At 67.5% G+C, this 25,825-nt stretch carries 25 protein-coding genes, 2 tRNA genes and 1 riboswitch; of the genes, 2 read left to right on the top strand and 25 right to left on the bottom strand.

The window, feature by feature from the left end; translation table 11 throughout:
- Window positions 1-63 precede the first annotated feature (63 nt).
- From QF031_RS08145 to QF031_RS08125, 5 genes are read right to left on the bottom strand one after another with little or no spacing between them, the layout of a single operon-like run.
- Window positions 64-789: a hypothetical protein gene (locus QF031_RS08145; RefSeq protein WP_307426401.1), complete on the bottom strand. Its 726-nt coding sequence runs from the start codon at window positions 787-789 to the stop codon at window positions 64-66.
- Window positions 786-2,765: a vWA domain-containing protein gene (locus QF031_RS08140; protein WP_307433234.1), complete on the bottom strand. Its 1,980-nt coding sequence runs from the start codon at window positions 2,763-2,765 to the stop codon at window positions 786-788. The genes QF031_RS08145 and QF031_RS08140 overlap by 4 nt, the downstream gene beginning before the upstream one ends.
- Complete coding sequence (locus tag QF031_RS08135) at window positions 2,765-3,244, bottom strand: hypothetical protein (protein ID WP_307426398.1); 480 nt, start codon at window positions 3,242-3,244, stop codon at window positions 2,765-2,767. Before QF031_RS08135 ends, QF031_RS08140 begins: the two co-directional genes overlap by 1 nt.
- Complete coding sequence (locus QF031_RS08130; protein ID WP_307426395.1) at window positions 3,234-4,130, bottom strand: DUF58 domain-containing protein; 897 nt, start codon at window positions 4,128-4,130, stop codon at window positions 3,234-3,236. The genes QF031_RS08135 and QF031_RS08130 overlap by 11 nt, the downstream gene beginning before the upstream one ends.
- Before the next feature lie 6 nt (window positions 4,131-4,136).
- Window positions 4,137-5,144: an AAA family ATPase gene (locus QF031_RS08125; RefSeq protein ID WP_307426393.1), complete on the bottom strand. Its 1,008-nt coding sequence runs from the start codon at window positions 5,142-5,144 to the stop codon at window positions 4,137-4,139.
- Between the two features lie 137 nt (window positions 5,145-5,281).
- On the opposite strand from QF031_RS08125, the gene QF031_RS08120 reads away from it, so the two are divergent.
- The gene (locus QF031_RS08120; RefSeq protein ID WP_307426390.1) at window positions 5,282-5,479 is read left to right on the top strand and encodes a hypothetical protein; all 198 of its coding nucleotides are present in this window, start codon (window positions 5,282-5,284) and stop codon (window positions 5,477-5,479) included.
- Here the strand turns inward: QF031_RS08120 and QF031_RS08115 are convergent.
- From QF031_RS08115 to QF031_RS08090, 6 genes are all read right to left on the bottom strand, one after another.
- A complete protein-coding gene (locus QF031_RS08115; protein ID WP_307426385.1) occupies window positions 5,476-6,306 on the bottom strand; it encodes a carbohydrate ABC transporter permease in 831 nt (276 codons plus the stop codon). The genes QF031_RS08120 and QF031_RS08115 overlap by 4 nt on opposite strands.
- Window positions 6,303-7,184 (bottom strand): carbohydrate ABC transporter permease, encoded by an 882-nt coding sequence (locus tag QF031_RS08110; protein ID WP_307426383.1) that lies wholly within the window; start codon window positions 7,182-7,184, stop codon window positions 6,303-6,305. The genes QF031_RS08115 and QF031_RS08110 overlap by 4 nt, the downstream gene beginning before the upstream one ends.
- Window positions 7,185-7,186: 2 nt before the next feature.
- The gene (locus tag QF031_RS08105) at window positions 7,187-8,539 is read right to left on the bottom strand and encodes an extracellular solute-binding protein (RefSeq protein ID WP_307426381.1); all 1,353 of its coding nucleotides are present in this window, start codon (window positions 8,537-8,539) and stop codon (window positions 7,187-7,189) included.
- A gap of 6 nt (window positions 8,540-8,545) precedes the next feature.
- Window positions 8,546-9,745, bottom strand: coding sequence for an ROK family transcriptional regulator (locus tag QF031_RS08100; protein WP_307426378.1), 1,200 nt, complete (start codon window positions 9,743-9,745; stop codon window positions 8,546-8,548).
- 168 nt (window positions 9,746-9,913) lie between these two features.
- Window positions 9,914-11,089: a class I SAM-dependent methyltransferase gene (locus QF031_RS08095; protein ID WP_307426376.1), complete on the bottom strand. Its 1,176-nt coding sequence runs from the start codon at window positions 11,087-11,089 to the stop codon at window positions 9,914-9,916.
- Window positions 11,090-11,139: 50 nt separating this feature from the next.
- Window positions 11,140-12,222 (bottom strand): FAD-dependent oxidoreductase, encoded by a 1,083-nt coding sequence (locus QF031_RS08090; RefSeq protein WP_307426373.1) that lies wholly within the window; start codon window positions 12,220-12,222, stop codon window positions 11,140-11,142.
- A 46-nt stretch (window positions 12,223-12,268) separates the two neighbouring features.
- Here QF031_RS08090 and QF031_RS08085 point away from each other — a divergent pair, with 46 nt between their 5' ends.
- A complete protein-coding gene (locus QF031_RS08085) occupies window positions 12,269-13,609 on the top strand; it encodes a class I SAM-dependent methyltransferase (RefSeq protein WP_307426370.1) in 1,341 nt (446 codons plus the stop codon).
- Window positions 13,610-13,705: 96 nt separating this feature from the next.
- Here the strand turns inward: QF031_RS08085 and mctP are convergent, their stop codons facing one another.
- From mctP to thiD, 14 genes are all read right to left on the bottom strand, one after another.
- A complete protein-coding gene (gene mctP, locus QF031_RS08080) occupies window positions 13,706-15,382 on the bottom strand; it encodes a monocarboxylate uptake permease MctP (protein WP_307426367.1) in 1,677 nt (558 codons plus the stop codon).
- Complete coding sequence (locus tag QF031_RS08075) at window positions 15,379-15,756, bottom strand: DUF3311 domain-containing protein (RefSeq protein ID WP_307426364.1); 378 nt, start codon at window positions 15,754-15,756, stop codon at window positions 15,379-15,381. Before QF031_RS08075 ends, mctP begins: the two co-directional genes overlap by 4 nt.
- Before the next feature lie 195 nt (window positions 15,757-15,951).
- Window positions 15,952-16,024 (bottom strand) — tRNA-Ala (locus QF031_RS08070).
- A gap of 175 nt (window positions 16,025-16,199) precedes the next feature.
- Window positions 16,200-16,272, bottom strand: a tRNA-Ala gene (locus QF031_RS08065).
- A 115-nt stretch (window positions 16,273-16,387) separates the two neighbouring features.
- Window positions 16,388-16,789 carry a ribosome silencing factor gene (gene rsfS / locus QF031_RS08060; RefSeq protein ID WP_307426360.1) on the bottom strand — a complete coding sequence of 134 codons (402 nt, stop codon included), beginning with the start codon at window positions 16,787-16,789 and terminating at the stop codon, window positions 16,388-16,390.
- Between the two features lie 42 nt (window positions 16,790-16,831).
- Window positions 16,832-18,049, bottom strand: coding sequence for a hypothetical protein (locus QF031_RS08055; RefSeq protein WP_307426357.1), 1,218 nt, complete (start codon window positions 18,047-18,049; stop codon window positions 16,832-16,834).
- 7 nt (window positions 18,050-18,056) lie between these two features.
- Window positions 18,057-18,671: a nicotinate-nucleotide adenylyltransferase gene (gene nadD / locus QF031_RS08050; RefSeq protein ID WP_307426354.1), complete on the bottom strand. Its 615-nt coding sequence runs from the start codon at window positions 18,669-18,671 to the stop codon at window positions 18,057-18,059.
- Window positions 18,672-18,726: 55 nt separating this feature from the next.
- A complete protein-coding gene (locus tag QF031_RS08045) occupies window positions 18,727-18,966 on the bottom strand; it encodes a hypothetical protein (RefSeq protein ID WP_307426351.1) in 240 nt (79 codons plus the stop codon).
- A gap of 79 nt (window positions 18,967-19,045) precedes the next feature.
- Window positions 19,046-20,410: a glutamate-5-semialdehyde dehydrogenase gene (locus QF031_RS08040; protein WP_307426348.1), complete on the bottom strand. Its 1,365-nt coding sequence runs from the start codon at window positions 20,408-20,410 to the stop codon at window positions 19,046-19,048.
- A gap of 26 nt (window positions 20,411-20,436) precedes the next feature.
- A complete protein-coding gene (proB, locus tag QF031_RS08035; RefSeq protein ID WP_307426345.1) occupies window positions 20,437-21,585 on the bottom strand; it encodes a glutamate 5-kinase in 1,149 nt (382 codons plus the stop codon).
- Window positions 21,575-23,164 carry a GTPase ObgE gene (gene obgE / locus QF031_RS08030; protein WP_307426342.1) on the bottom strand — a complete coding sequence of 530 codons (1,590 nt, stop codon included), beginning with the start codon at window positions 23,162-23,164 and terminating at the stop codon, window positions 21,575-21,577. The genes proB and obgE overlap by 11 nt, the downstream gene beginning before the upstream one ends.
- A 116-nt stretch (window positions 23,165-23,280) precedes the next feature.
- Window positions 23,281-23,544, bottom strand: a complete 264-nt coding sequence (gene rpmA, locus QF031_RS08025; RefSeq protein WP_009372867.1) for a 50S ribosomal protein L27 — start codon at window positions 23,542-23,544, stop codon at window positions 23,281-23,283.
- Between the two features lie 61 nt (window positions 23,545-23,605).
- Complete coding sequence (rplU, locus tag QF031_RS08020) at window positions 23,606-23,914, bottom strand: 50S ribosomal protein L21 (protein ID WP_307433231.1); 309 nt, start codon at window positions 23,912-23,914, stop codon at window positions 23,606-23,608.
- 265 nt (window positions 23,915-24,179) lie between these two features.
- The gene (gene thiD, locus QF031_RS08015; RefSeq protein WP_307433228.1) at window positions 24,180-25,700 is read right to left on the bottom strand and encodes a bifunctional hydroxymethylpyrimidine kinase/phosphomethylpyrimidine kinase; all 1,521 of its coding nucleotides are present in this window, start codon (window positions 25,698-25,700) and stop codon (window positions 24,180-24,182) included.
- 7 nt (window positions 25,701-25,707) lie between these two features.
- Window positions 25,708-25,805: riboswitch (TPP riboswitch) on the bottom strand.
- Between the last annotated feature and the right edge of the window lie 20 nt (window positions 25,806-25,825).

The raw sequence follows: 25,825 nt of genomic DNA, 5'->3' as shown, positions 1-25,825 counted from the left end.
ATTAAGACGCAGTTTTACAGCTTGTTTCTTCCGGCAACGAAATTTTCTTCGTTGCGCCAGCTGCTACCAGGGACGCTCCGGCGGGGCCGCATCATTACCGTCCAGGTACTCTCCACGTTCGCGTCCGCCGTTCCGCTCCCGTTCGGCCTGCCGGGCACTGTCCTGGAGCTGGTCCAGCTGTCCCCGCAGGGGATCTGCGGAGGGTTCCGGTGACGGCTCCCCTGGCGCAGGGGGTCCGCCTGCCGCCTGCCCGCCGGCGCTGAGTTTGTCCTTAAGCCGTTCCCTGGCCGCTGCCAGCGGGCCGCCCGTGTCAGACCCCTGGGCCAGGCACCCTTCAGGTGCCTGCCCTGCGGCGGCCAGCGCTTCCTGGAAGATCAGGACGGCCGACGACGGGTCCCCCGCCTGCAGCCGCTGGTCACCCAGGCGTTCAGTCGCCAGGACAAGGTTGACCCGGATGATGCACGCGTCGCCGGAACCGCCTGAAACCATTCCCAGGGCCTGGTCGAACCGTGACCTCGCAGTTGCATAGTCCCCCGCCAGCACGGCTGCGTCGCCGGCGGCGAACAGCGCTTTGTGCGGCTCCACCACGTTCGCGAGTCCAAGGCCCGCGGCGGCGGCATCAACGGCGGCAGCGTTCCCGGCGGCAAAGCCGGCCCCGGCCCGGTCAGCCAGGATGCCAAGGCTGAGCAGCTTGGCGGCCACGCACAGCACCAGGAGTACCGGCAACACGGACCACAACAGCAGGCGGCGCCTGCGGGATCGTGAAGCAGTCATCGACTTTGCGGTCATCGCCCGGACTCCTTCAGGGACCGGAGCCCGCGAACCTGCCGCACGAGTGCAACGGCTTCCGGCAGGGCCAGCAGGAAGGCGCCCGCAGCGAAGATCCAGTACAGCTCGGTTCCGGCCGTCAGCGGCCCGCCATCGTCGATACGTTCCGCCCGGCCGGGGTGGGCCTGCTGCATCATGTCCCCCGCTGGAGCGTCGGCGGCGCGGTGGACATAAGGCACGCCAAGCTGGCCGGCGACAGTCCGCAACCGCCCCTCGTCGATCATGGACAGTGCATCCCCGGTGCTGCCGGGCCGGTTGTCCTGCACATAGCGCCCGCCAGGGGTGCCGGATGCGCCTCCGGTGCCGTTCCCGCCGTCGTACGCTGTGTTCCCTTCCGGCCCGGTGTTCTCCTTCATCCGGCCGCCTTCGGCTGTGCCGTACCCCAGCACCGCTCCCCCGGCCACCAGCCCGCCGTCGACCGACATGGCCTGGGGTTCCTTGCCGCTGGTCTGCTCACCGTCGCCCAGGTAGTACACCAGCCGGGGCCTGTCCGGGTGGCTGTCCCTGGCTGCTGCCAGCCGTTCGGAAAGCACCTGCCGTGCGGCGGTGATGCTGCTGCCCTTCGCGTAGGCGGTCACCTGGGGTTCCAGGACTTCCGTAATCGTCTGCAGGGCCAGGGTGTCTGTGCTGAGTGGCATGCGGACGTGCGCCGTGGTGTCGAAGGTGATGACGGAGAAGCGGGCGCCGGGCAGCTGTTCGGCGATGGCCATGATGTCCCTGCGGACGCCCTCCAGCCGCGGGCTTCCGTTGCCGTGGTCCTCGGCCACCATGCTGGTGGTGGTGTCCACCACGAAGAACACGTTGAGATCGGCGCTGGCGGCCTGGACGGACCCGCCGGGCAGGTGGGGCCGGAGGCCTGCCGCCAACACCAGCAGGACAATGGCGGTGCGCCGCAGCCAGGCCTGGCTGCGGAATCGGCTGGGCTGCAGCCGCCACAGAGCGGCGCAGAGGGCAAGCGCCGAAAGCAGCGCCAGTGCCAGTGGCAGGCCGGGTACGTCCGCGAACACGGCCCTTGGCGCCCCCTGGATTGCTGACGTCTCTGTCTGCTCGATGCCTGCAACAATCCCGGCCACGGCGTCCGGGCTGTCCAGGGCGTGATAGCTTCCGCCCGTCGTCTCTGCGGCGGCCCGCAGCTGGGCACCCGGCTGGTCGGGACCGTGGCCGTAGTCCAGGTCGCCCGGGTTCAGTGCGTAGACACGGACGGACCGCTCACGGGCCAGCCGGGACGCCTGGTCCAGGGTCATGATCGGCTTGCCGGACAGGAAGTTGTCCGTTGCCAGCACCACGGACCGCGAGCGCTGGGAGGTGGTTTCCCCGCCCGTTCCCGTACCCGTGGCAGCCGCGGATTCGCCGGCACCAGCGAAACTGTTGAGGCAGGACGCCAGGCCGTCCCCAATCAGCGACGATCCCCTGCCGTTCCACGTGCCGTCCAGGAATCCGGAGCTTCCGGGTTTGCCGTCGAAGGCGTCCTTGGCGCTCTTGAGCTGTTCCTGGGCGTAGGCGTAGTCGTCCGTCAGGGGAAAGACCTGGATGGCGCTGCTGTCGAAGATGGTCAGGCCGATCCGCTCGCCGTCGAATTCCCGCGCCAGTTCGGCGAACACGTCCACGACTGCTGCGTCAGCGGTGCTCATGGAACCGGAGGCGTCCAGGCAGAGCATGATGTCGCGGTTGTGCTGCTCCGGCCTGACGGTGTCCACAGCGACAGGCCGGGCTGCGGCTACCGCGGTGGACGCCAGCAACAGGGCCAGCGCGGTTCCTGCCAGGGCCAGCCACCGCCGGTACCGACGCAGGGCTGACTGGTATTCCGGCAGCGCGGTGAGCCTGTCCGCGTGCGCCACCGGCCGTCGTCGTGCGTTACTCCGCCTGCTGCCGAGCAGCGCGAACCACACCGCCGCACCCGTGGCAACCGCAGCTAGCGGCAGCAGCCACCAGAACATCAGCTCCACGCGCGCACCGCCGCCGAGGCCCTTGCTGCGGATGCAGCCACGGAAGGCAGCGGGCCGGGACTGAATTCGGCCGGGTACAGGGCCTGCACGGCGTCGGCCGCGGCCGGAAGCGGGTGCCGGGCAAGGTCCTGGTGCGTCATCCTGGTGGCGTCCACTCCCGTGGCGTCCCGGACAAACGCGCGCAGCAGGAGGCTGATCTCCTGGTGCGCGTGCCGGGCGTCCAGGCTGCCCGCAGCCGCTGCGTGCTCGGCGTCGTGGATGCGCTGCAGGTAGGCGGCCTTGAGCGCCGGCAGGTCGGTCAGGGCGGCACGGTCCGGGCCGCTGCTGCCCGACGCGGGGCGCGTGGCGGTGCGGGTGGTGGCCAGCACGTAGACGTACCAGCCCGCCACCAGGGCCAGGAGCGCGGCCCCGCACCACACCCACCCGGGGCTGTACTGCAGTGGGCCGAAGAATCCGGGATCAGCCTGCACGCCGGTGCCTTTCAAGAAGCGCGAACAGGCCGGTGATGACGTCGTCGCTGCCCGCCACGTCCCCTTCAGTAATGCCGGCCGTGCGGAACATGGCCTTGCGGTCTGCATCGCGCTCCGCCGTGGCTTCCGCGTACGCGGCCTGGACCGCAGCGGACATGGCCGGCGGGCCGGGCAGGAGGGAGTCATCGGCGACGCTGTAGGCTTCGGCGGCGTTGGAAGCCCCGGGTCCAGCGGCTGGTGCCAGGTCCGCGTCCCGCAGCGTCAGCCACAGGACCTCATGCTGGGCACGGAGCCTGCGCAGGAGCTGTGCCGTGACAGGGTCCGCGGCCAACTCGTCCGCGACGACGAAGATCAAACGGCGGCCCTTGACATTGCGTATTACGTGGTCGAGCTGGGCCTGGATCCTGCTGGGCGCCCCGTCAAGCCGTACGTGCGAGTCCACATGCCCGAGGAGCCGCTCCAGGTGCGCTTCACCACCCTTGGCCGGCAGCGAACGGGTGCCGGAGGAGTCACCGCACACCAGCCCCACCACGTCGCCGTGCCGGTGGGCCAGGTAGCCCATCACTCCCAGCGCAAGCACGGCGATGTCCTTTTTCACTTCCCCGGACCGCGCCTCCGCCGCCATGTTCCGCCCTGTGTCGGTGACCAGGAGGACTGTCTGCCGGCGAACGGCCACGTACCGCCGGATCAGTGGTGAGCCGTGGCGGGCCGAGGCCTTCCAGTCGATGTCGCGGACCTCGTCTCCCGGCACGTAGGCGCGAAGGTCGTCAAAGTCCAGGCTGCGGCCCCTGAACACGGAACCGTATTCGCCGTCGAGCATTCCACGCGCTTTGCGGTGCGCGAAGATGGCCATCTTCGACTTCACCCGCTGCAAGAGGCCGGCCATCCGACGTCAGGGGGTCTGGACAGCCGCGACGACGGCGTCGATCACTGATTCGACCGGAACCTGCTCCGCCACCGCGTCAAAGTTCAGGATCAGCCGGTGCCGCAGTACCCGGTGGGCCAGCGACCTGACGTCCTCAGGGATGACGTGGTCACGGCCGCTCAGCAGTGCCACCGCCCGCGCTGCCTGGCTGAAGGCGATGCTGGCGCGGGGGCTGGCGCCGAATTCGATGAAACCGGCCAGCCGGGCGTCGATGTATTGGGACGCGTTGCGGGTCACGTAGACCAGCCCCACGATGTAGTTGATGACCGCCGGATCGATGTAGACCCGCCGCACCACTTCCTGGATGTCGGTGATCGAGTCCAGGGACGCGGCGGCTGCAGGTTTTTGGCTGGGGGTGTAGACGCCGGTGTCGATCCTGCGGATGATCTCGGCTTCTTCCGCAGGAGTGGGGTAGTCGAGCACATCCTTGAGCATGAAGCGGTCCATCTGGGCTTCGGGCAGCTGGTAGGTACCCTCCTGCTCGATCGGGTTCTGGGTGGCCAGGACCAGGAACGGCGAGGGCAGGGGGTGGTCCTGGCCGCCAATGGACGTCTGGCGTTCCTGCATCGCTTCCAGCATGGCGCTCTGGGTCTTGGCGCTGGAGCGGTTGATCTCGTCCAGCAGCACGATGTTGGCGTGCACCGGGCCCAGCTGGGTACGGAAGTTTCCCCGGGCGGCGTCGTAGATCTGGGTTCCCACGATGTCGCTGGGCAGCAGGTCGGGGGTGCACTGGATCCTGCGGAATTCTGCGCTGACCGCTTCGGCCAGGGTCTGCGCGGCCGTGGTCTTGGCGAGTCCGGGAACGCTTTCGAGCAGGATGTGGCCGCCGGCCAGCAGTCCCACCAGCAGCGACTCCCGCAGCCGGGACTGCCCCACCACTTTCGCGTCGAAACTGCGTGAGATGTTGGCCGCCACCTGCTGTGCCCTGGCCAGCTCTGCGGGCTGGATTCTTGCGGGCACGCTGGTCGAAAGCACTGGATTCCCCCTGATGACGGTGTTCGGCACGGACCGGGCCGGCCATGTCCCGCCCGCCATCCTATCCAAGCCGGGGCCCCGAAGTCCGGCAATGGGGACCCCTCCCCTAAAAGGACGTGCAGGTCTATCCTTTTGCCATGATTGAGCTTCCAGCCAGCTACAAGGAATATCTCGCCGGCAAGAACCAGCACTTCGTCGACACGGTCAGGCCCGTCCTGATGCAATCGGCGGCGGAAAAGCTGCACGGGGTTCGCGTGGTCAACAACCCCACCGGGCACCAGGCGCACCTCGACGACACGCTTCCCTTCGGCGTGGTGCTCGAGGACATTGACTAGCCCCTGACGGCACCCGCAAGGGCCAGCGCGTTGCCGGATCCGCGCGCCACGATGGCGTAAAGGGCCAGGACCGGAACGGAATAGAGAATCGAGAAGGCGGCCAGCTGGCCGTACGCCACTGCCCCGTGCTGGCCAAAGAAGCTGAAGATGGATACGGCTGCCGGCTGGCTGCCCTCGGACAGCAGGAGCACGAACGGGACAAAGAAGTTTCCCCAGGCCTGGATGAACACAAAGATGAACACCACGCCCAGGCCCGGTCCCATGAGTGGAAGCACGATGGAGCGCAGTCCGGACAGCCTGGACGCGCCGTCCACCCAGGCGGCTTCCTCCAGTGCCAGCGGCACGGCATCCATGAAGTTCCTTGTCATCCAGATGGCCATGGGCAGGCTGGTGGCAGCCAGGAACAGGACCGTGGCCGGCATGGAATCCAGCAGCCGAAGCTGCACGAACAGTCCGTAGACCGGCACCATGATGGCGGTGACGGGAAGGCAGGTGCCGAACAGGATGGCCGACATGAAGGGCGTGTTGAACCGGGACCGGTAGCGGGACAGCGGATAGGCCGCCAGCACCGCTGCCGTGAGCGTGACCACCCCGGTGCCGGCGGCCAGCAGCAGGCTGTTCCACAGCGGCCGGAACAGCAGCTCCGGCGTAAAGACGGCGGCGAAATTCTCCAGGCCCGGCCGCTGCGGAATGTTCGTGGCGTGTCCGGCGGCCGGATCCAGGGAACCAAGGACCAGCCACAGCAGCGGCAGCAGGAAGCAGGCTCCGATGAGCAGCAGGGCCACATCCGCCCACGGGCTGCGGGTCCGTAGGCGCCGGGCGGTCACGGTTTCTGCTCCCGGAGCAGGCGGAGGTAGGCGGCCCCGAACAGGCCGCCGATGAGGATGAGGACGGTGGCGACGGCCGTTCCGTATCCTATGTCACCGAATTTGAAGGCCTCCTGGTAGGCCAGGACGGGCAGCGTGGTGCTGCCGTTGGCGGGGCCGCCGGCGGTCATGACCCAGATCAGGGTGAAGACCGCCAGGGTCTGCAGCGTAACCAGCATCAGGTTGGTGGCAATGCTGCCCCTGATCACCGGCAGGGTGATGAACGCCAGCCGCTGCCAGGCGGAGGCGCCGTCCATCTGCGCTGCCTCGGTCAGCTCGGCAGGAACGCCGTTCAATGCAGCCCGGTACACCAGCATGGAAAAGGCGGTGCCCCGCCACACGTTGGCCAGGATCACGGCCACCATGGGAACGGCGTAGAGCCAGTCGCCTTCCGCCAGCCCTGCGGCGCCGAGGAGCTGGTTGAGCGTTCCGTCCCGGCTGAAGAAGGCGTAGGCGGCGAAGGCGGCCACGATTTCCGGCAGGACCCAGGCAGCTACGACGGCGGTTCCAACGGTTGCGGACACAGCGGGACGTGCGCGCCGCATCAGGACCGCCAGGGCCAGTCCCAGCACGTTCTGGCCCAGGATCGCCGAACCCGCTACGAACAGGACGGTCAGCGCCAGCGACAGCGGAAAGGCCGGGTCCTGCAGCAGCCGCTGGTAGTTCTCCAGTCCCACCCACTCTGGGTTCCTGGCGTGCCGGCCGGTGAGTCCTGCGTTGGTGAGCGAGGCATGGAAGGCCCACAGCACGGGGCCGGCCAGGAAGACGGCCAGCAGCACGACGGCGGGCAGGACCGGCAGGTAGCGCAGCGCCTGCCTGCCGGGGTGGTTCGCGGGCACCGCTACTTCCGGATGGTCTTGTCGCCGCCCACGATGCCGGCCACGGCAGCGTCATAGGCCGCCGCCGCCTCCTCCGGGGTCCTGTTCCCGGTGATGACTGCCTCGGTTGCTTCCTGCACGGCAGCGGAAATCCGTGGATAGTCGGAGGTGGCGGGCCGGAAGTGGGTGACGGCCACCAGGCCTGAGACATCCTTCACGAACGGGTTGGCCGACTGGTAGCCGGGATCGGCCGCCACGTCCGTGCGGACAGCGATCTGCGAGCTGGCCACGGTGAACGCCAGAGAGTTTTCCGCGTTGAGCGCGGTGGTGACGAAATTGAAGGCCAGGTCCGGCTGCTTGGTGTCAGCTCCCACGGCAAGGGTCCAGCCGCCGGACATGCTGACCGCGCCGGGTGCCGCGCCCTTCTGTGTAGGGAACGGGGCCACACCCATCTCCTGCCCGTACCCCGGCCAGGCGTAGCTCCCGCCGTCCTGCCAGAACGACGGCGCGTAGGAGCCTTCCACGGTTGCGCCCAGTTTTGCCTTGGGGAACCACTCGCCGAACACCTTCTTCCAGACATTCGGGTCCAGCGCTTCGGCCGGGGGCACTGCCAGTTTCTCCTGGTAAAGCGTGTGCAGGAAGGCCAGCGAGTCTTTGAATCCGGCCGAGCCAACAACCCACTTCTTCGAATCCTGGTCATAGAGGCTGGAACCGGTACCGTACAGAAGCTCGTAGAACCCCTGCATCACGGTTCCTTCGCCGGTGCCCTTCCCGGCGTACATGTTGAAGGGGATCACGTCCGGGCTGGCGGCCTTGATCTTCCGGGCGGTCTCCAGGATGTCCTGCCAGCTCGAAGGCCGCCACGGCAGCTCAACGCCGGCCGCCTCAAAAACCTTCTTGTTGTACCAGATGGCCCGGGTGTCGGTGCCCAACGGCACTGCGTACGTGCCGCCGTCGTCCGCTGTTCCCGCTTCTTTCGCCGCATCGTCGAACTTGGCCCAGTCCCCCCACCCTGCCAGGCGGCTGTCCAGGTTCAGGAGGTACCCGGCGTCAACGTCGGAGCGGACCTTGAACGTGTCTTCGTAGAAGACATCCGGAGCAGTCGAGGGCGAGCGCAGGGCCAGGGCCAGCTTGGTGCCGTAGTCGTCGTCGTTGGCCTGGATGGGCTGCAGCTCAATCGTGACGCCCTGGTTCGCGGCTTCAAACTCCTTTTTCGCGTCCTGGAACATGGTGTCCAGGGCCGTGAACGAGTCGGTTTTTTGGTAGGCCACCTTGATGGTCCGGTTGCCACCGGACGGATCGGCCGGCGTGCAGGCCGAGAGGGCCAGTACCGCGGCGGCCACCAGGGACACTGTCTTGGATACCCGGCGAAGCATGTTCGGTCAGCTTTCCAGCAGCAGCCGCTGCGCGCGGGGCGCGAGCGTATGTTCCAGGACCAGGGATGCTGCACCGATGGCTCCGACGTCCTCCCCCACCCCTGTGCCCACAACCTCGATGGGGTGGATCAGCCGGGCTGCGCTGTTGGCGTCCAGGAGCGGCGGGATCCGTTCCAGGTAGCACCCCGCGAGGCAGGTCCAGAAGGGGCCACCGAACACCACCCGTTCAACATCCAGGGTGTTGGTGACCACCGAGACTGCCCGGGCCACCAGGACAGCGGACCGGTCCAGGATCGCGGCGGCACGTTCATCCCCTGCATAGGCGCGGGCGCACAGGTCGGCGAAGCTCTGCTGGATTTCGGCGGCGCTGCTGGCCGGGGGGCCTTCCAGGATGCCTGCGGCTTCTGCTTCCGCCACCAGCACCTGCGGGATGCACGAAGATTTCACGCAACCGCGCTGCCCGCAGTCGCAGGGTGGGCCGTCGGGGTCCACGATGATGTGGCCGATTTCGCCGGCGTTGCCGGACGTGCCCCGGACCACCTCGTCATTGAGGACGATGCCGCAGCCGATGCCTGTGCCCATGTACATGAAGATGAAGCTCCCGGCGCCGCTGGGGCCGCCCGCCCACGTCTCCGCGACGGCGGCGCTGGTGACATCCTTGTCCACCAGCACGGAGTAGCCGGTGGCCCTGGCCAGCGCATCGCGCAGTTCCACCCTGTCCCAGCCGGGCAGCAGCGGGGGATCCACCACCGTGCCGTTGTCCAGGTCGATGGGACCCGGGGCAGCCACTCCCAGCCCGGCGATGCGGCTGCGGTCCACGCCCGATTCCTCCACCAGCTGCCCTATCTCGGCCGCGATGGTGGCGATGACGGCGGCGGGATCATTTCCACCGGGGGTCTTGATGCGCGAGTGCCGTACCACCGCGCCCACGAGGTCCAGCACCACGAATGTTGTGACGGCGGGGTCCAGGTGGACCCCCAGGGCGTACATACCACCGGGGTTGAGTCGGAGAATGGTGCGCGGCTTGCCGGGGCCGCTGCCCTCCTTGCCCGCCTCGACGATCAGGTTCTGGTCCAGCAGGCGGCGGGAAATGTTGGAGATGGTCTGGGGGGACAGGCCAACGATCTGGGCAAGCTCCACCCGGCTCAGGCCACCGGACGTCCTGCGGATTGCGTCGAGGATGACGGTGAGGTTGAAGTCACCCATCCTGGGCAAGTTGGTTCCGCGCCTCGGAGAGGGTTGGCGGATCTCAGACACGGTGTCCCCTAAACGTCTTCGGCTACCTGGCGGTGGTGATGCTTTGAATCGTACGTTAAGCATGCTTCCCCGCCCACATGTACGGGCAGCGGCGCGGCGCGGGGTGTTATCCGCGGGTCAGCGCGGGCGGCGGATGCTGCGGGTGACCGTGAACTTGCTGTTCCGGCCCTCCGCAACGGTGGGTCCGACATGCCGCTCAAGTGCCGGCACATAAGCCAGGTGCCGGTTGAAGACCGTCCACAGTTCACCGCCGGGAGCCAGGACCCGTCCCGCCGCTTCGATCATCTTCAGCCCTGCGCCGGCGTGGACACCGGCACCGACGTGGAAGGGCGGGTTCAGCAGTATGGCGTCAACTGCGCCGTCAGGAAAGGTGCTGAGCGCGTCGTCCTGCAGGACGGTAATCCGGTCCGCCAGGCCATTCGCCTGCGCCGTGGCGCGGGCGGACTGCACAGCGGCGGCCGACTGGTCCGTTGCCGTCACGGCCGCGTTGGGGAACTGCCTGGCGTACATCGCGGCGAGGATTCCCGTGCCGCAGCCCAGGTCCACGGCGTGCCGTGCCGGTTTCATCCCGGGCAGGAACTCCAGCAGGAAACGTGTGCCGATGTCCAGCCGGGGTCCGGCAAATACCGCACCGTGCGCGGCCACGTCCAGGTCCAGCTCGGCAAGGTGTTCCACCACCGGGAAACGCGGGGGCGCCGCCGCGGTTTTGGGGCCGCTGGCGAGCAGAACCCGCGACTTTTGCCGCGCGAGCTGCGGCTGCACGGACACGAAGTAGCGTTCAAGGACTGCGTTCATGCCCAGTGACATGTGCTTCACCCGGCCCCCTGCCAGCAACCGGACGCCAGGGGCTGCGTACCGCGCCACGGCTGCCGCAATTTCCTCCAGCTCGGCGAGGGTCTTGGGGAGCTGCAGCAGGACGGTCCCTGCTCCCGCCAGCAGTTCCCGGCCCATCGGCAGCTGGACAAACCCGGTGTCGGCACCGGGCATGGCGGCCTCCCCGGCAGCCTCCAGGCCCGTCGGCAATTCGGCCGCGTTGAGCCACAGCGCCCTCTCCCCCGTGATGAGGTCCTGGTGCACGCGGAGCGACGCGGGGGCGAGCACCGCGGAAGCGCCCAGCGTCAGGGCCCCGTAGCGGTCTCCAATCACGGCAATGGTGCTGCCGGCCCGGCCGAGCTGCACTGCCGTTTCCAGCAGCAGCCGGTCCGTGGCGTCCCAGGCCTGCAGGTTGGGCGCCTCGACGTCGGGCCGCCGGCGCAGGACGTGGAATATGTCCTCCAGCGTGTTTGCTGCCACCGGTGTCCTGCCGCCTTCTGTTGCCAATGCCGGCCCCGGCGCCCGGGGCGTCACCCCCACGTTACCGGTTCCGCGGCTTCCGCCATTCCAGGCAGTCCCATGACGGCCGCCACTGCTGCCCGCCCCGCCCGGTTGGCACCGATGGTGGACGACGACGGGCCGTAACCCACCAGATGGACGCGCGGTTCAGCAGCCACCCGGGTCCCCTCCATGGCGATCCCCCCACCGGGTCCCCGCAGGTGAAGCGGCGCAAGGTGATCCAGCTCCGCCCTGAAACCCGTGGCCCACAGAATGACATCAGCCTTCAGCACGCTGCCGTCCGCCCGGCGGACCCCGTCCGGTTCTATCGCTGTGAACATCGGCTGCCGGTTGAGTGCCCCTCGTTCTTTGGCTGCGCGCAAAGCGGGGGTCCAGATCAGCCCGGTCACGGAAACCACGCTCTGCGGCGGAAGCCCACGGCGGACACGTTCCTCCACCAGTGCCACGGCGTCGTGGCCTGCCTTGGAATCGAACGGCGCATCCCGCCACACAGGTTCCCGGCGGGTGAACCAGCTGGTGGTGGTGACGCGGGAAATTTCCTCAAGCAGGCCGACGGCGGAAATGCCCCCGCCCACCACGATCACGTGCCGGCCCCGGAACTCGTCCGCGGACACATAGTCGGCGACGTGCAGCTGGCGGCCGCGGAACGAGGACTGGCCGGGATAGATGGGCCAGAAGGGGCGGGTCCACGTGCCCGTGGCGTTGATGAGTGCCTTGGCGCTCCAGTCGCCGTCCGATGTTTCGATCCGCAGCCGGCCGGCAGGGTTGTCATCTTCCCGCCTGACAGCGCGCACCTTGACCGGCCGGTGGACGGACAGGCCCAGCTGCGCCTCGTAGTCACCGAAATAGCGGCTCAGGAACTCCGAGCTGGGTTCGGCGGGATCCACCTCCGGTTTGGGGATGCCCGGCAGGTCGCTGATCCCGTTGACCGTGGCCATGCGCAGGCTCTTCCAGCGGTGCCGCCATGCGCCGCCCGGACCTTCCTCGGCGTCAAGCACTGTGTGGTCCACTCCCCGGCGCTTGAGGTGGTAGGCGGCCGACAGGCCGGCCTGGCCCGCCCCGATGACCACCACGTCGGTTGGGTCAGGAATCACTCCCCCATGATAGTCGCGGAGGGCAGCGCGGCCGTAGGGTGGGCGCATGGACAGTGGAGCAGCAGTACCAGCGGTAACCCGAACCAGGGGGCATGCAGTCAGGCTGGAAAAGGCCCTGGGGGTGGTGCTGGGCACCGGCCGGATTCCCCTGCGGCTGCGGGCATGGGACGGATCGGAGGCGGGCCCTGCGGACGCGCCGCTCCTGGAGTTCAGGTCCCGGAAGGCCCTGCGACGGATGCTCTGGTCGCCCGGGCAGCTGGGACTGAGCCGCGCTTACGTGGCGGGCGACATCGACAGCCCGGGCGATATCTTCGCGGCGTTCACAGCCTTGAGCTCGGCCGGCAAGTTCGCCGAGCCCGGCCCGTTCCGCCCGCTTTCCGCCGGCGAACTCTGGCTGCTGCTGCGCACCGCAGCCCGGCTTGGCGCCATCGGGCCCAACCCGTCACCGCCGCCCGAGGAGGCACGCGTCGCCAGGAAAGGCAGGATGCACTCCCGGCGCCGCGACTCGGCAGCCATTTCGCACCATTACGACGTCGGCAACGACTTCTACGCCCTGGTGCTGGGTCCGTCCATGGTCTATTCATGCGCCGTGTGGCCCGCCGATGGCGCCGGACGGCAAGCGGGATGCGGGCCGGAGGACGGCCTGGATGCGGCGCAGGAAGCCAAGCTGGACCTGGTGTGCCGGAAGCTGGGCCTGCAGCCGGGGATGAGGGTCCTGGACGTGGGATGCGGCTGGGGCAGTTTTGCCATCCATGCCGCCGCCAGGTACGGCGCCACCGTGGTGGGGGTGACCCTGTCCACGGAGCAGGCGGCCCTGGCGCGTAAACGTGCAGCGGACGCCGGCCTCACGGACCGCGTGGAGATCCGCGTCCAGGATTACCGGGACGTGCAGGACGGCCCTTTCGACGCCATCAGTTCCATCGGCATGTCCGAGCACGTGGGGCGGGCCCAGACCCCCGCATACGCTGCCGCGCTGTTCGGGCTTCTGCGCCCCGGCGGGCGGCTCCTGAACCACGCGATCTCATGGAATGCCGGTCCCACCAGTCCCGACCCGGACTCGTTCATCCCCCGGTACGTCTTCCCGGACGGCGAAATGATCAGCCTCGGCGAGATGGTGTCCGCCCTGGAAACCGCCCGGTTCGAAGTCCTCGACGTGGAGGCCCTGCGGGGCCATTACGCCCTCACACTCCGGGCGTGGGTCAGCCGGCTGGAGCAGAACTGGGATGAGGCGGTGCGGCTGGCCGGCGAAGGGCGGGCGCGGGTGTGGCGGCTGTACATGGCGGCCAGCGCACTGGGATTCGAGAACGGGCTGACCGGTGTCAACCAGGTCCTGGTGCAGCGGCCGGGCGGGGACCAACCGCCGTTGCGCCGGAATGCCTGGCTGTAACGTGGGCCCTCCTGCCGGGACGTAACCCGGCAGGAGGGCGCTCTTTCCCTGCCCGCCCCGCGGCTTGCTGCCGACGGCGGGCGGGCACCTGGGCCATCAGGCCACCGGGGAGGGGCCGCCCGGCTGGGTGAAATGCTGGATCTTCTCGATCTGCACCACCTTGGGGTCCGTTTCGTCGGCCTCGTAGTCGGTGGGCCGGGTGAGGTCCTCCCCGGTCCTGACCTTCAAGGCCCGCAGCACCAGGGTTAGCACCGCAGCGACAACCAGGTTCAGCGCGAAGGCGGACACCGCGATGTAGACGCTGAAGTCCGTGCCTGGGATGGGCGCCACCGAGCCGCCGAAGTGCGCCTTGGTCACCGGGTTGACCACGTTGTAGGCGGAGACGGTTCCGAAGATAATGCCCGCTGCCCAGCCGATCAGCAGGGCCCAGCGGTCGAACCACCGGGTGTAGAGGCCCGCGACCACGGCCGGGAAGGTCTGCAGGATCCAGATGCCGCCCAGCAACTGCATGTTGATGGCTGCGGACTGGTCCATGGCGATCACGAAGACCAGGGCGCCCACCTTGACCACCAGCGAGACGATCTTGGACACTTTGGCCTCGGTCTTGGGGTCGACGTCGGGCCGGATGAAGTCGCGGTAGATGTTGCGGGTGAACATGTTGGCGGCCGCGATGGACATGATTGCTGCCGGCACCAGGGCCCCGATAGCAATGGCGGCGAGTGCGATTCCGGCAAACCAGGCCGGGAAGTGGTCAAGGAACAGCTGTGGAACCACCAACTGTGGATTGACCGACCCGTCCAGGTCTATGGGCTTGGTGCCGGCCTGGATGGCCACGAAACCCAGCAGCGCAAGGAACCCAAGCATCAGCGAATACAGCGGCAGGATGGCCGCGTTGCGCCGGATGGTATTGCGGGCCTTCGACGCGAGTACCGCGGTCACCGAGTGCGGGTACATGAACAGTGCCATGGCCGAGCCCAGGGCCAGCGACCAGTACGCGGAGTAGTTGGCAGCTCCCGGAATGAAGACGCCTGCCGGCTTGCCCGTGGCCTGGTTCACCGTGCCCAGTTTGGACTGCGCCGAGCCAAAGATGGTGTCCCAGCCACCGAATTTGATGGGCAGGTAGATAACGGCAACGATCACGGCGAGGTAGATCAGCAGATCCTTGACCACCGCGATCATGGCCGGCGCCCGCAGGCCTGATGTGTAGGTGTAGGCAGCAAGGACCACGAACGCGAGAATCAGCGGCAGGTCAGTCAGCAGGACGTTGTCGGAACTGCCCAGGCCAAGCACGGTGAGCACGGCCTTGATGCCCACCAGCTGCAGCGCGATGTAGGGCATGGTGGCCACGATGCCCGTGACGGCAATGGCAAGCGAGAGCCAGCGGCTGCCGTAGCGTCCGCCGACGAAGTCTGCGGACGTGACGTAGCCGTGGCGGTGGGACACCGACCACAGCCGGCTCATGATGATGAAGATGATGGGATACAGGACGATGGTGTACGGGACGGCAAAGAAGCCGCTGACCGCACCCGTAGCCCACATCGCCGCCGGCACTGCCACGAACGTATACGCGGTGTATAGGTCCCCGCCCAGCAGGAACCAGGTGATCCAGGTGCCGAAGCCTCGGCCGCCCAGGCCCCACTCGTCCAGGCTGTGCAGTCCCTCCACCTCACTGCTGCGGCGCCATCGTGCGGCGAGGAAGCCCATCACGGCCACGACGACGAAGAGCAGCACGACGATGACCAGCGCCGTCCAGTTGATCTCGCGCCCGTTCATGGCCGGTCCCCTTCCACCCCGGCCCCGGCGGAAGCAGCCCCTTCCTGCGGCGCGCCGCCGGCACGGACCTCTGCCCGCCGTCGTCGGTCTTCCTTGGTGACCAGCCAATACGCGCTGCCGGTCAGGATGGCCGAAATCGGCACCCACAGCAGCTGGTACCAGTAGAAGAACGGCAGCCCGGCAAGCCGCGGCGCGTCAAAGGAGTAAAGCTGCGGCATCAGCGGGAAAAGGATGGCGGCGGCCAGCAGGATGCCGGCGCCGATATAGGGACCGGGCCTGGCCGGGCCGCGGATGGCGGTATCACGCGTCAGGCGCGATCCTTCAGGAAAAGCTTCACCGTTCGGGCTGTAGCCGGAACCATCTGCGTGGGACATCTGTGACCTCCTCGTCAGCCTGTCCCGCGGCCGCCGCTTTGGATGAAAGCTGTCCGGAGGCGGGACGATGTGCCCTCAATCACTGTTGTACCGCGCTTTGACCTGCGCCGGAAGAGCCTCGGCCCAGTATCGGTTGCCGGTGGCAACAAAAAAGGGAACCAACACCTAAGTGATGGTTCCCTTTTCCTGTATCAGTGGAGCTGAGGGGACTCGAACCCCTGACCCCCTGCATGCCATGCAGGTGCGCTACCAGCTGCGCCACAGCCCCGTACTTTTGTATTTCCCGGTCGAATTCCCCGGAGCAACCTGACCAGAGTAATGCACTTTTCCGCTGGATGCCAATCGGCCGGCAACAGCCCGGAACCGGCCTCCTCCCGGCTTGGCGACGGGACGTGGAAAACAAAAAAGTCCGCCGGAACCAAAGGTTCCGGCGGACTTCCCGGTGGAGCTGAGGGGACTCGAACCCCTGACCCCCTGCATGCCATGCAGGTGCGCTACCAGCTGCGCCACAGCCCCGGATTGTTGCTGCTCCAAACAAGCTTGGTTCAGGGTCTCCCCCGAAGCAACTCAAATATCTTAGAACAGCAATTCCGAAAATTCCAAATCGGGAATATTCGCCTGACGGCGCGGCCTACTCGCCCTCGGATGCGGCGCCGGCTTTGGCGGACGCGTCATCACCGAGCTGCAGGTCCACCACCGGGCAGTCCTTCCAGAGACGCTCCAGCGCGTAGAACACGCGGTCTTCCTCGTGCTGGACGTGGATGACGACGTCGGCGTAGTCCAGCAGGACCCATCGCCCGCCGGAACGGCCCTCACGGCGGACCGGACGCAGATCCTGCTTCGCCAGTTCTTCCTCAATGCCGTCCACGATGGCGTTGACCTGCCGTTCGCTGGGCGCGGATGCGATGAGGAAAACGTCAGCCAGGGCCAGTCGTTCGCTGACATCCATGGCGACAATATCTTGCGCAATTTTGTCTGCGGCTGCCTTCGCTGCCGTACGGGCAATGGCAATGGACGATTCTGTTGCAGTCACGGGACTCCTTGATTGTGTTAAGTGTTGGTGCCGGCCGGCGGGTCAGCGGGACATGCCGCTGACGATCAGGATGATGCCGGCAACGAGGGCCAGGATCCCGAACGCGAGGATGCAGAACTGGAGGATGCGGTTCCGCCGGGCCCTGGTCAGACCCGCAGTGGCTGCATCCAGTGGATCGAGGCCGTAGGCGGAGCGCGCAGGGACGCGGGGCAAATCATTGACGAAGTCTTCCGACTGTGGCTCCGGCCGGCTCTCCGGACGCGGGGGGTTCGGGCGGCCGGCGGCGTTCGCGGCAGCTTCCGCACGGGCGATCACTTGGGACCGGCCGGTGGCGGAGTCCGCCGCAGGCGCCTTGGGACGGACCGGTTTGCGCTTTCCGCCGGGCCCGACATTTGAGCCGGGGGAAACCTTGGTGCCGGGCCTGGTGGTCAACGGAACGTGGGAGGTTGCCGGGGGCTTCATCACTGGACGATCGACGCCGGGCACTTGGACGAACTCCAGCGGCGTCACCATTGCCAGGTTGTTGGCAGTGGACGGGCCGGGTTTGTCCGCCGTCGCCGGGTTGTCCGCGGGCGCGGAAGGCCTCGGCTGGACGGCGGGGCTGCCCGCCTGTTCGGCAAGCTTCTGCCGGGCCATGGCCCGGCGGTTCAGGACAGCAGCCCGCTCGGCGAGTGCGATCTGCTCGGCGAGGATCTCCGGATCCACAGCCTCCGGATCCGTGGAGGCGATGTGCTCCATCTTGGCGATCTGGTTCCGGGCCTGCGCGGCGATGAGCGCCCGCGCTTCCAGCGCCTGTTCAACAGTCATGCCGTCCGGAGTACTTCCGGAAGGCTGCTTGGAGGCCTCAGGCTTGGCGACTGCTGCCCCGCTGCCCTTCCCGGCATCCGAGGGAGCCCCAGGGGCCGGAACAGCGGCGGGAGGAACAACCGGGTTCACGGCCGTCAACGTCTGCTCTTTGAGCTGCTGCAAACGCAGCTGGCGCCTGGTGGGCGGCCCCCCGGCGGAGAGCTGTCCTTCCTTTTCCTCGAGCTCCTTGATGGTGCGCAGTGCGGCCCGGTCACGGGCCCGGATCTGGGAAGAGCGCTGGGTGGAGGGCTGGTCCGGCGCCGGCTGGGCGCGGATTGCCGGTGCGGGCGCGCGGTCAGCAGGCCGGCCGGCGGCAGGCGGGCGTTGCTCCGTCGAAGGCGGGGTGGCCTGTTCGGCTTCCCTGGCCTTCCGGAGTTCCCGGCGGCTGCGGATAGGTTGCTGTTCCTGACTCATTGAGAACTCATTCAGTACTGGCTGGTTCGCGTGCTTCGGAAGTTGGTTCCTCGGCGCCTGCGGGCACGTCGGAATACAGGCCGTACTTGGCGATGTACTGCACCACCCCGTCCGGAACCAGGTACCAGACCGGGTTGTTTGCGGCCACGCGGGCACGGCAGTCGGTTGAGGAGATGGCCATCGCCGGAACCTCCAGGAGGCTGACGTCCTCACGGCCCATGCCATCAAGGACGTGTCCGGGCCGCGTTACGCCAACGAAGTGGGCCAGCGACCACAGTTCGTCAATGTCTTTCCAAGACAGGATCTGCGCCAAGGCGTCAGCGCCGGTAATGAAGAAGAGATCGGCATCCGGCCGCTGCGCCCGAAGGTCGCGCAGGGTGTCAATGGTGTAGGTGGGACCCGGGCGGTCCACGTCGACCCGGCTGACAGTGAACCGCGGGTTGGAAGCCGTGGCGATCACGGTCATCAGGTAGCGGTGTTCAGGCTCGCTGACCTGTTCATGGGACTTTTGCCATGGCTGCCCGGTAGGAACGAAGACCACCTCGTCAAGGTCGAACTCCGCCGCGACTTCGCTGGCCGCCACAAGGTGGCCGTGGTGGATGGGATCGAATGTCCCGCCCATCACGCCCAGCCGCAGCCTCCCCCGGGCACCATTGCGGTGCAGGTTGTGGGAAATCTTAGTGGCCCTGCCCGCGATCGTGCTTGTTGGGGTGCTGCCGGTGCGGATCCGCGTGCTCGTCGGTGGCCGCGTGCCGTTTGCCGAGGTTGTTGTAGGACCAAGCGATGCACATCAGGACCACCAGGATGCCGAACATGGATACGCCGAAGACCCACGGCTCCGCCCACAGCGGCGCAAGCTCCTCATGGCCTTCTTCACCTGCGGCGGCGACGGACGTGGCAATCTGCTGGAGCAGCATTTTCTCCCCTATGTTCAAGGATTTTCAGGCAGCGGAACCTTCCGCTGCTTTCCGGGTTCTGGTCTATGTTACCGCGTTGCTACCCGCGGACCTGGCCTTCGCCCTGGACGATCCACTTGGTGGTGGTGAGCTCGGTCAGGCCCATGGGGCCGCGGGCGTGCAGTTTCTGGGTGGAGATGCCCACCTCGGCACCCAGGCCCAGCTCGCCGCCGTCGGTAAAGCGGGTGGAAGCGTTGACGATCACCGCTGCCGAATCCACCTCCGCGATGAACCGTTCGGCGTTGGCGAGGTGGTTGGTGAGGATCGCCTCGGTGTGTCCCGTGGACCAGGTCCGGATGTGCTGGATGGCTTCATCCATGCTGTCCACCATGGCCACTGCCAAGTCCAGATCCATGTACTCGGTGGCCCAGTCCGCGTCCGTCGCCGCTTCGGTCTCGACGCCGGGCAGCGCCGCCTTGATGCGTTCGTCCACGTGGAGGCGGACGCCGGCGTCGCGTAGCGCGGCGGCGACGGCGGGCAGCACGGTTGCGCCGGAGTGGACCAGCAGTGTCTCCACCGTGTTGCAGACGCTGGGCCGCTGGGTCTTGGCGTTGAGCAGGATCTCGACGGCCATGTTTTCCTCGGCGGACTCGTCGATGAAGATGTGGACGTTTCCCTCCCCCGTCTCGATGACCGGCACGGCGGCATTGGTCACCACGGTCTGGATCAGGTCCCGGCCGCCGCGCGGAATCAGCACGTCCACCCGGCCCCGGGCCTTCATCAGCACGTTCGCGCCGGCGCGGCCGAACTGGTCCACGGTCTGCACAGCGTCGGCGGGCAGGCCGACGGATTCGAGGGCTTCGCGAAGCACCCGCACCAGGACCTGGTTGGTAGCTTCCGCTGCACTGCCGCCGCGCAGGATGACGGCGTTGCCGCTCTTGAGGGCCAGTCCCGCGATGTCCACGGTGACATTGGGCCTTGCTTCGTAGATGGCAGCCACCACGCCCATGGGCACGTTTACCTGGCGGAGGCGCAGGCCGTTGGGGAGGGTCTGGCCGCGGACCACATTGCCCACGGGATCAGGAAGGTTGGCCAGGTTTTCGAGGGCCGCCACCAGCCCGGCAACCCGGGTTTCGGTGAGCGTGAGCCGGTCCAGGAGAGCCTTGGAGGTTCCGTTGTCCCTGCCCCGCTGCACATCCATGGCGTTGGCGGCGAGGATGGCCTGGACGTTTTCCTGCAGGGCGGCTCCGACGGCGCGAAGGCCCCGGTCTTTCCAGGCCCGGTTGGCGGTGGAGAGCCGGCGGGCGGCGTGGCGGGAGCGGTCAGCAATGGCGTGGACGGCAGTTTCCACGTCCGCAGGGGAAAGCGTGCCCGCCGCTGATGCCGGTTCTGCCGACGGAGCCGGCTGCGCCTGCGCAGCGGTGGTTCCGGAATTTTCAGCAGTATGGATCAGGGCTTCAGTCATGCTCCAAGTTTAGGCGAGCCGGAAGCCTAGACCAGCACCAGGTCGTCAACATGAACAACTTCGCGGTCATAGCCGGTGCCCAGTTCCGCACCCAACTCCCGGGTGGACCGGCCCAGCATGTGGGGCAGCTCCTGGGATGAGTAGTTGACCAGGCCGCGGGCAACAATGGTGCCGTCGGCACCTGCCAGCTCCACGGCGTCGCCGGCTTCAAAATCCCCGTGCACGGCGGAAATGCCTGCCGGCAGCAGGGAGGTGTGATGGTGCCGCACGGCGCGCACGGCGCCTTCGTCCAGGACCAGGCGGCCCTGCACCGGGGCGACGTGGGCGAGCCACAGGAGGCGGACGGGTTTGCGGGAGCCGTTGACGGAGAACCAGGTCCCCACATCCTCGCCGTTCAGGGCGGCGGCGGCGTTGGGCGTGGAGGTCACCAGCGCGTGGATGCCGGAGCCTGCGGCCATGCTGGCAGCTTCGACCTTGGTCATCATTCCCCCGGTGCCCACCCCGGCTTTGCCTGCTTTGCCGATGGAGACGCCTTCGAGGTCGTGCGCCCCGGTGACCAGGGGAATCCGCTTGGCACCCTGGGCCGGCGGCCCGTCGTAGAGGGAGTCGACGTCGGAGAGCAGCACAAGCGCGTCGGCGCGTACCAGGTGCGCCACCAGGGCGGCGAGCCGGTCGTTGTCGCCGAAGCGGATTTCGTGGGTGGCTACGGTGTCGTTTTCGTTGACCACGGGGACCACCCCCAGGTTCAGCAGCCGGTCCATGGCTCGCAGCGCGTTGGTGTGCTGGCTGCGCCGCATCAGGTCCTCGGCCGTGAGCAGGACCTGGCTGACCGTGACACCATGGGCGCCGAAGGCCTGGGTGTAGCGCGCCATCAGGAGGCCCTGGCCCACGCTGGCGGCGGCCTGCTGGGTGGCGAGGTCACGGGGCCGCTTGGCCAGTCCCAGCGGGGCCAGCCCGGCTGCAATGGCGCCGGAGGACACCAGGATGATCTCGGCGCCGGCGTTGCGCTTGGCCGCCAACGCGTCGGCGAGGGCAGTGAGCGACTCTTCCGAGATGCCGCCCTTGATGCTGGTCAGCGAGGACGAGCCCACCTTCACCACGATGCGCCGTGCACCCGAAAGCGCGGTCCGGTCCCCAATCCGGGCCGACTCCGTGGTCATGCCCTTAGAGGTCATCGTCCGCTTCCAGTGCGCTTTCCTTATGTGGCTGGACAGCACGGCGGCCACTGACGGATTCGGTCCAGATACCTGCACGCCGCTCAGCCTCGAGTTCGGCACGCGCAGCAGCCTTGGCATCCCGGCGCTCCTGCTGCTCGTCCCGCTTCTGGCTGCGGGTGGGGCGGTCGCCGATATCGGCGAACCGGGGATCAGTGCCGCGCGGCGAGGCCAGGAGTTCGGCCCCTGCCATCATGGTGGGCTCCCAGTCGAAGACAACGCCGTCGTCCCCGCCGATGACCACGGTGTCCCCCGGCTTGGCGCCCTGTTTGAAGAGCTCGGTCTCCACCCCCAGCTTGGCGAGCCGGTCCGCCAGATAGCCGATGGCTTCCTCGTTGGTGAAGTCGGTCTGCTTGACCCAGCGCTCCGGCTTTTCGCCCAGGACGCGGAACAGCGGCTCCAGGTTCTTTTCCTCGCGCCGGATCTTGAACCCGGTCTCGTTGACCGCACGCGGCCGCAGCACGGCTGGCTGCACCTTGGGCGGGGCGGCGGCTATCGCATCGCGGGCGGCTTTGACGATTTCCGCCATGGCGAAGCCGAGCTGGCGGAGGCCCTCGTGGCTGGTGGCCGATACCTCGAAGACCCGGTAGCCGCGTGATTCGAGTTCCGGGCGCACGAACTCTGCCATGTCCTTGCCGTCCGGAAGGTCCACCTTGTTCAGTGCGACCAGCCGGGGGCGGTGGTTCAGGGGAACCACTTCGCCGTCCTGGCCTGCGTAGCTCATGTCCACGGCGTACTTCTCCAGCTCGCCCTCGATGATGGCAAGGTCGGAGAGCGGATCGCGGTCCGATTCCAGGGTGCCGCAGTCAAGGACATGGACCAGGGCCGCGCAGCGCTCAACGTGGCGCAGGAAGTTGTGGCCCAGGCCGCGTCCCTCGCTGGCGCCCTCGATGAGCCCGGGAACGTCGGCGATGGTGAAACGGACGTCCCCGGCCTGCACCACGCCCAGGTTGGGGACCAGCGTGGTGAACGGGTAGTCCGCGATCTTGGGACGGGCCGCAGACATCGCGGCGATGAGGCTGGACTTGCCGGCCGACGGGAAGCCCACCAGCGCGATATCCGCGATGGACTTCAGTTCCAGCACGACGTCGCGTGAGTCGCCCTCGAGGCCCAGCAGCGCGAACCCGGGTGCGCGGCGTTTCTGCGAAGAGAGGGCGGCGTTGCCCAGTCCACCGATGCCACCCGCGGCCGCCACGTACTCGGTGCCTTCGCCAACGAGATCGGCGAGAACGGTGCCGTCCTTGGTCTTGACGACGGTACCGTCCGGCACGGGCAGGATGAGGGTCTCGCCGTTCTTGCCGCCGCGCCAGTCGCCCATTCCGGGTCCGCCGTTGCTGGCGTGGCGGTGCGGTGCGTGGTGGTAATCAAGGAGCGTGGTGGTCTGGTGATCAACGCGCAGGATCACGTCGCCGCCGTTGCCGCCGTTGCCGCCGTCGGGCCCGCCCAGCGGCTTGAACTTCTCGCGGTGGACGGATACGCATCCGTGGCCGCCCGATCCGCCGGATACGTGCAGGACTACCCGGTCTACAAAGCTGGCCACGTGGATCTCCTCAAATGCTGTTTACCTGGCGTCCGGGACGCCACATCGATTGTAGTGCGGTTAAAAGAACAGTGGAGCGGACCGTCAGGCCCGCTCCACCGCTTCAGAACTGGTTGTTACTCTGCAGCTGCAGCAGCAACGATGTTGACTACGCGACGACCGCGGCGGGTGCCGAATTCAACGGCGCCCGGGGTCAGTGCGAACAGGGTGTCGTCGCCGCCACGGCCAACGCCGGCGCCCGGGTGGAAGTGGGTGCCACGCTGGCGGACGATGATCTCGCCTGCGGAGACTACCTGGCCGCCGAAGCGCTTGACGCCGAGGTACTGAGCGTTGGAATCGCGGCCGTTGCGAGTGGAGCTCGCGCCCTTTTTATGTGCCATCTGAATTGCCTGCCTTTAAATTCTGGGGAATCTGTTGAAATACCTGAACAGTAACCGGTGGCTACTGGATACCGGTGATCTTGACCTTGGTCAGTTCCTGGCGGTGACCCTGGCGCTTCTTGTAGCCGGTCTTGTTCTTGTACTTCTGGATGACAATCTTAGGACCACGCAGGTCCTGGAGGATTTCAGCCGTAACAGTTACCTTGGCCAGGTCAGCGGCGGCGGAGGTGACCTTGTCACCGTCAACCAGGAGCAGTGCGGGCAGCTCGATGGTGCTGCCGGCTCCACCGGCGACGCGGTTGAGGGTAACGAAGTCTCCGACGGAAACCTTCTCTTGGCGGCCGCCTGCGCGGACAATCGCGTACACCACTTGGGAACTCACTTCTCTCGACGTTTATTACAAAATTTGCGTGCGGAACCTACATGCTAAAAGCCTGGGTTCCCGCTGTGCCTCAACGCCGTGGGGTCATAACCCAAGTGTTGGCGTAAGCACCGAAGATCAAGAATACGCTAAATCCGTCTCCGGCCGCAAATGAGGCTGGTTCCGGCGGCCCGGCTGTGGTAGTAACCACAAACCCGGCGGGCAGCACCGCAACCGTGTCCTTCCATCATAGCCGCGGTGCTGCCGGCAGCAGTCAGGAGTGGTGCCTCGGCGCGTCGAAGAACTCGGCTTCCAGGCGGCAGGACTGCTTGAACGCCGTCACCATCGCCGCCCGTTCATGGTCCGTTGCTTTGCGCCCTGCTGCGTCCACGATGGCGATGGCCTTGCGGGTCGCTTCGGCAAAGCCCTCGTCCGCATAGGTGCGGAGCCAGGCCGCGTACGCGTGCCCGTCCGGCTCACCGGACGCCAGGAACTGGGCATGCAGCTTCTCCCCCACCTCCGCATAGAGCCAGAAGCAGGGCAGGACGGCCGCGGCGAGGACGGCGTAGCTGCCCGACGCCGACGCTGCGGTGAGGTGGTCCACGTAGGCCTTCGTGACGGGGCCCAGTCCGCCCTGGAGGGGACGGGTGCTGAGCCAGGCGCGGTGGAGTTCCGATTCCACTTCAAGGCAGTGCTGGGCCGATCCTGCCCAGAACAGCTGTTCAGCCTCAGATGGGGCCAGGGCGCTGGTACGGGCCAGGACGCGGGAGTACCCGTTGAGGTACAGGGCGTCCTGGGCCAGGTAGTAGGCGAAGTCCTTCTCGGCCAGGTCCCCCGAGGCCAGGCCCCGGACGAAGTCCAGCGCGTAGATGTCCTCGAGGTCCTGTTGGGCTTCCGCCCACAACCGGGCGGCGAATCCGCCTTCCCGCAGTTCCGGCCGCACATGGTGGAAGTGGTGCACCGGTCCGTTGCCCTGGCCCACATCCAGCTGGCCCGAGTTCTCGAGTGCGCCCGCCAGCCAGGGTTTGACCATGCGCAGCGATGCCTCCCAGTCGCCCAGGCGTGCCTGCACCGTCGCCATGGCAGAGGAAAGGGAGCAGCCGGTGCCGTGGCTGTTGCGGGTGGCGATCCGCTTGCCCTGGACTTCCACCACTTCCTCCCCCAGCAGGCCCGAAGTGTCGACCAGGGCGTCCGGGCAGTCCGCACCTGCCAGGTGCCCGCCCTTAACCAGCACAGTGGCTCCGGTGGCGTCTGCCAGGCGCCTCCCCTGGGCCAGCGCCTCGTCCCAGCTCTCTGCCGGGGCCGCGCCTACCAGCATGGCAAGCTCGGGCAGGTTGGGGGTGATGAGGTGGGCAAGGGGAAGCAGTTCCCTGAGTGCGGCTTCAGCCGATTCCTGCAGCAACCGGTCACCACTGGTGGCGACCATTACCGGATCGAGAACCACGACGGCGGGGCGCACCTTGTCGAGCCACGCGCCCACGGTGCGGATCACGGCCTCATCACCCAGCATGCCGATCTTGACGGCGTCGATGCTGATGTCATCGCTGACCGCATCCAGCTGCTGGGCGAGGAACGCGGCCGGCGGGACGTGCACGGCGTGCACACCCAGGGTGTTCTGTGCCGTGAGGGCAGTGATGGCGGCCATGCCGTATCCGCCGTGGGCGGCGATGCTCTTGAGGTCTGCCTGGATGCCCGCCCCGCCGGACGGGTCAGAACCTGCGATGGAGAGCACCCGCGGAACGTCACGGCCCGCGGGAAGCGCGGTGGGTGCATCGGATGCAGCTGGCAGGGGCATGGAAAGGGTGGAAGACAAGAGACATCCCTTCGCCGGTACTAGCCGGACAGGTTCAACGGGTGTGGATCTCAGCCGGCCTTCTGCGCGGCACCCCGTGTCGGATTCCAGCCTAGCTGCTGGGGCGC

The organism is Pseudarthrobacter defluvii (assembly GCF_030816725.1).
GTDB classification, from domain to species: Bacteria; Actinomycetota; Actinomycetes; order Actinomycetales; family Micrococcaceae; genus Arthrobacter; species Arthrobacter defluvii_A.
Note: the sequence above shows the minus strand (reverse complement) of the source record. Positions and strands in the feature narration are given on the sequence as shown.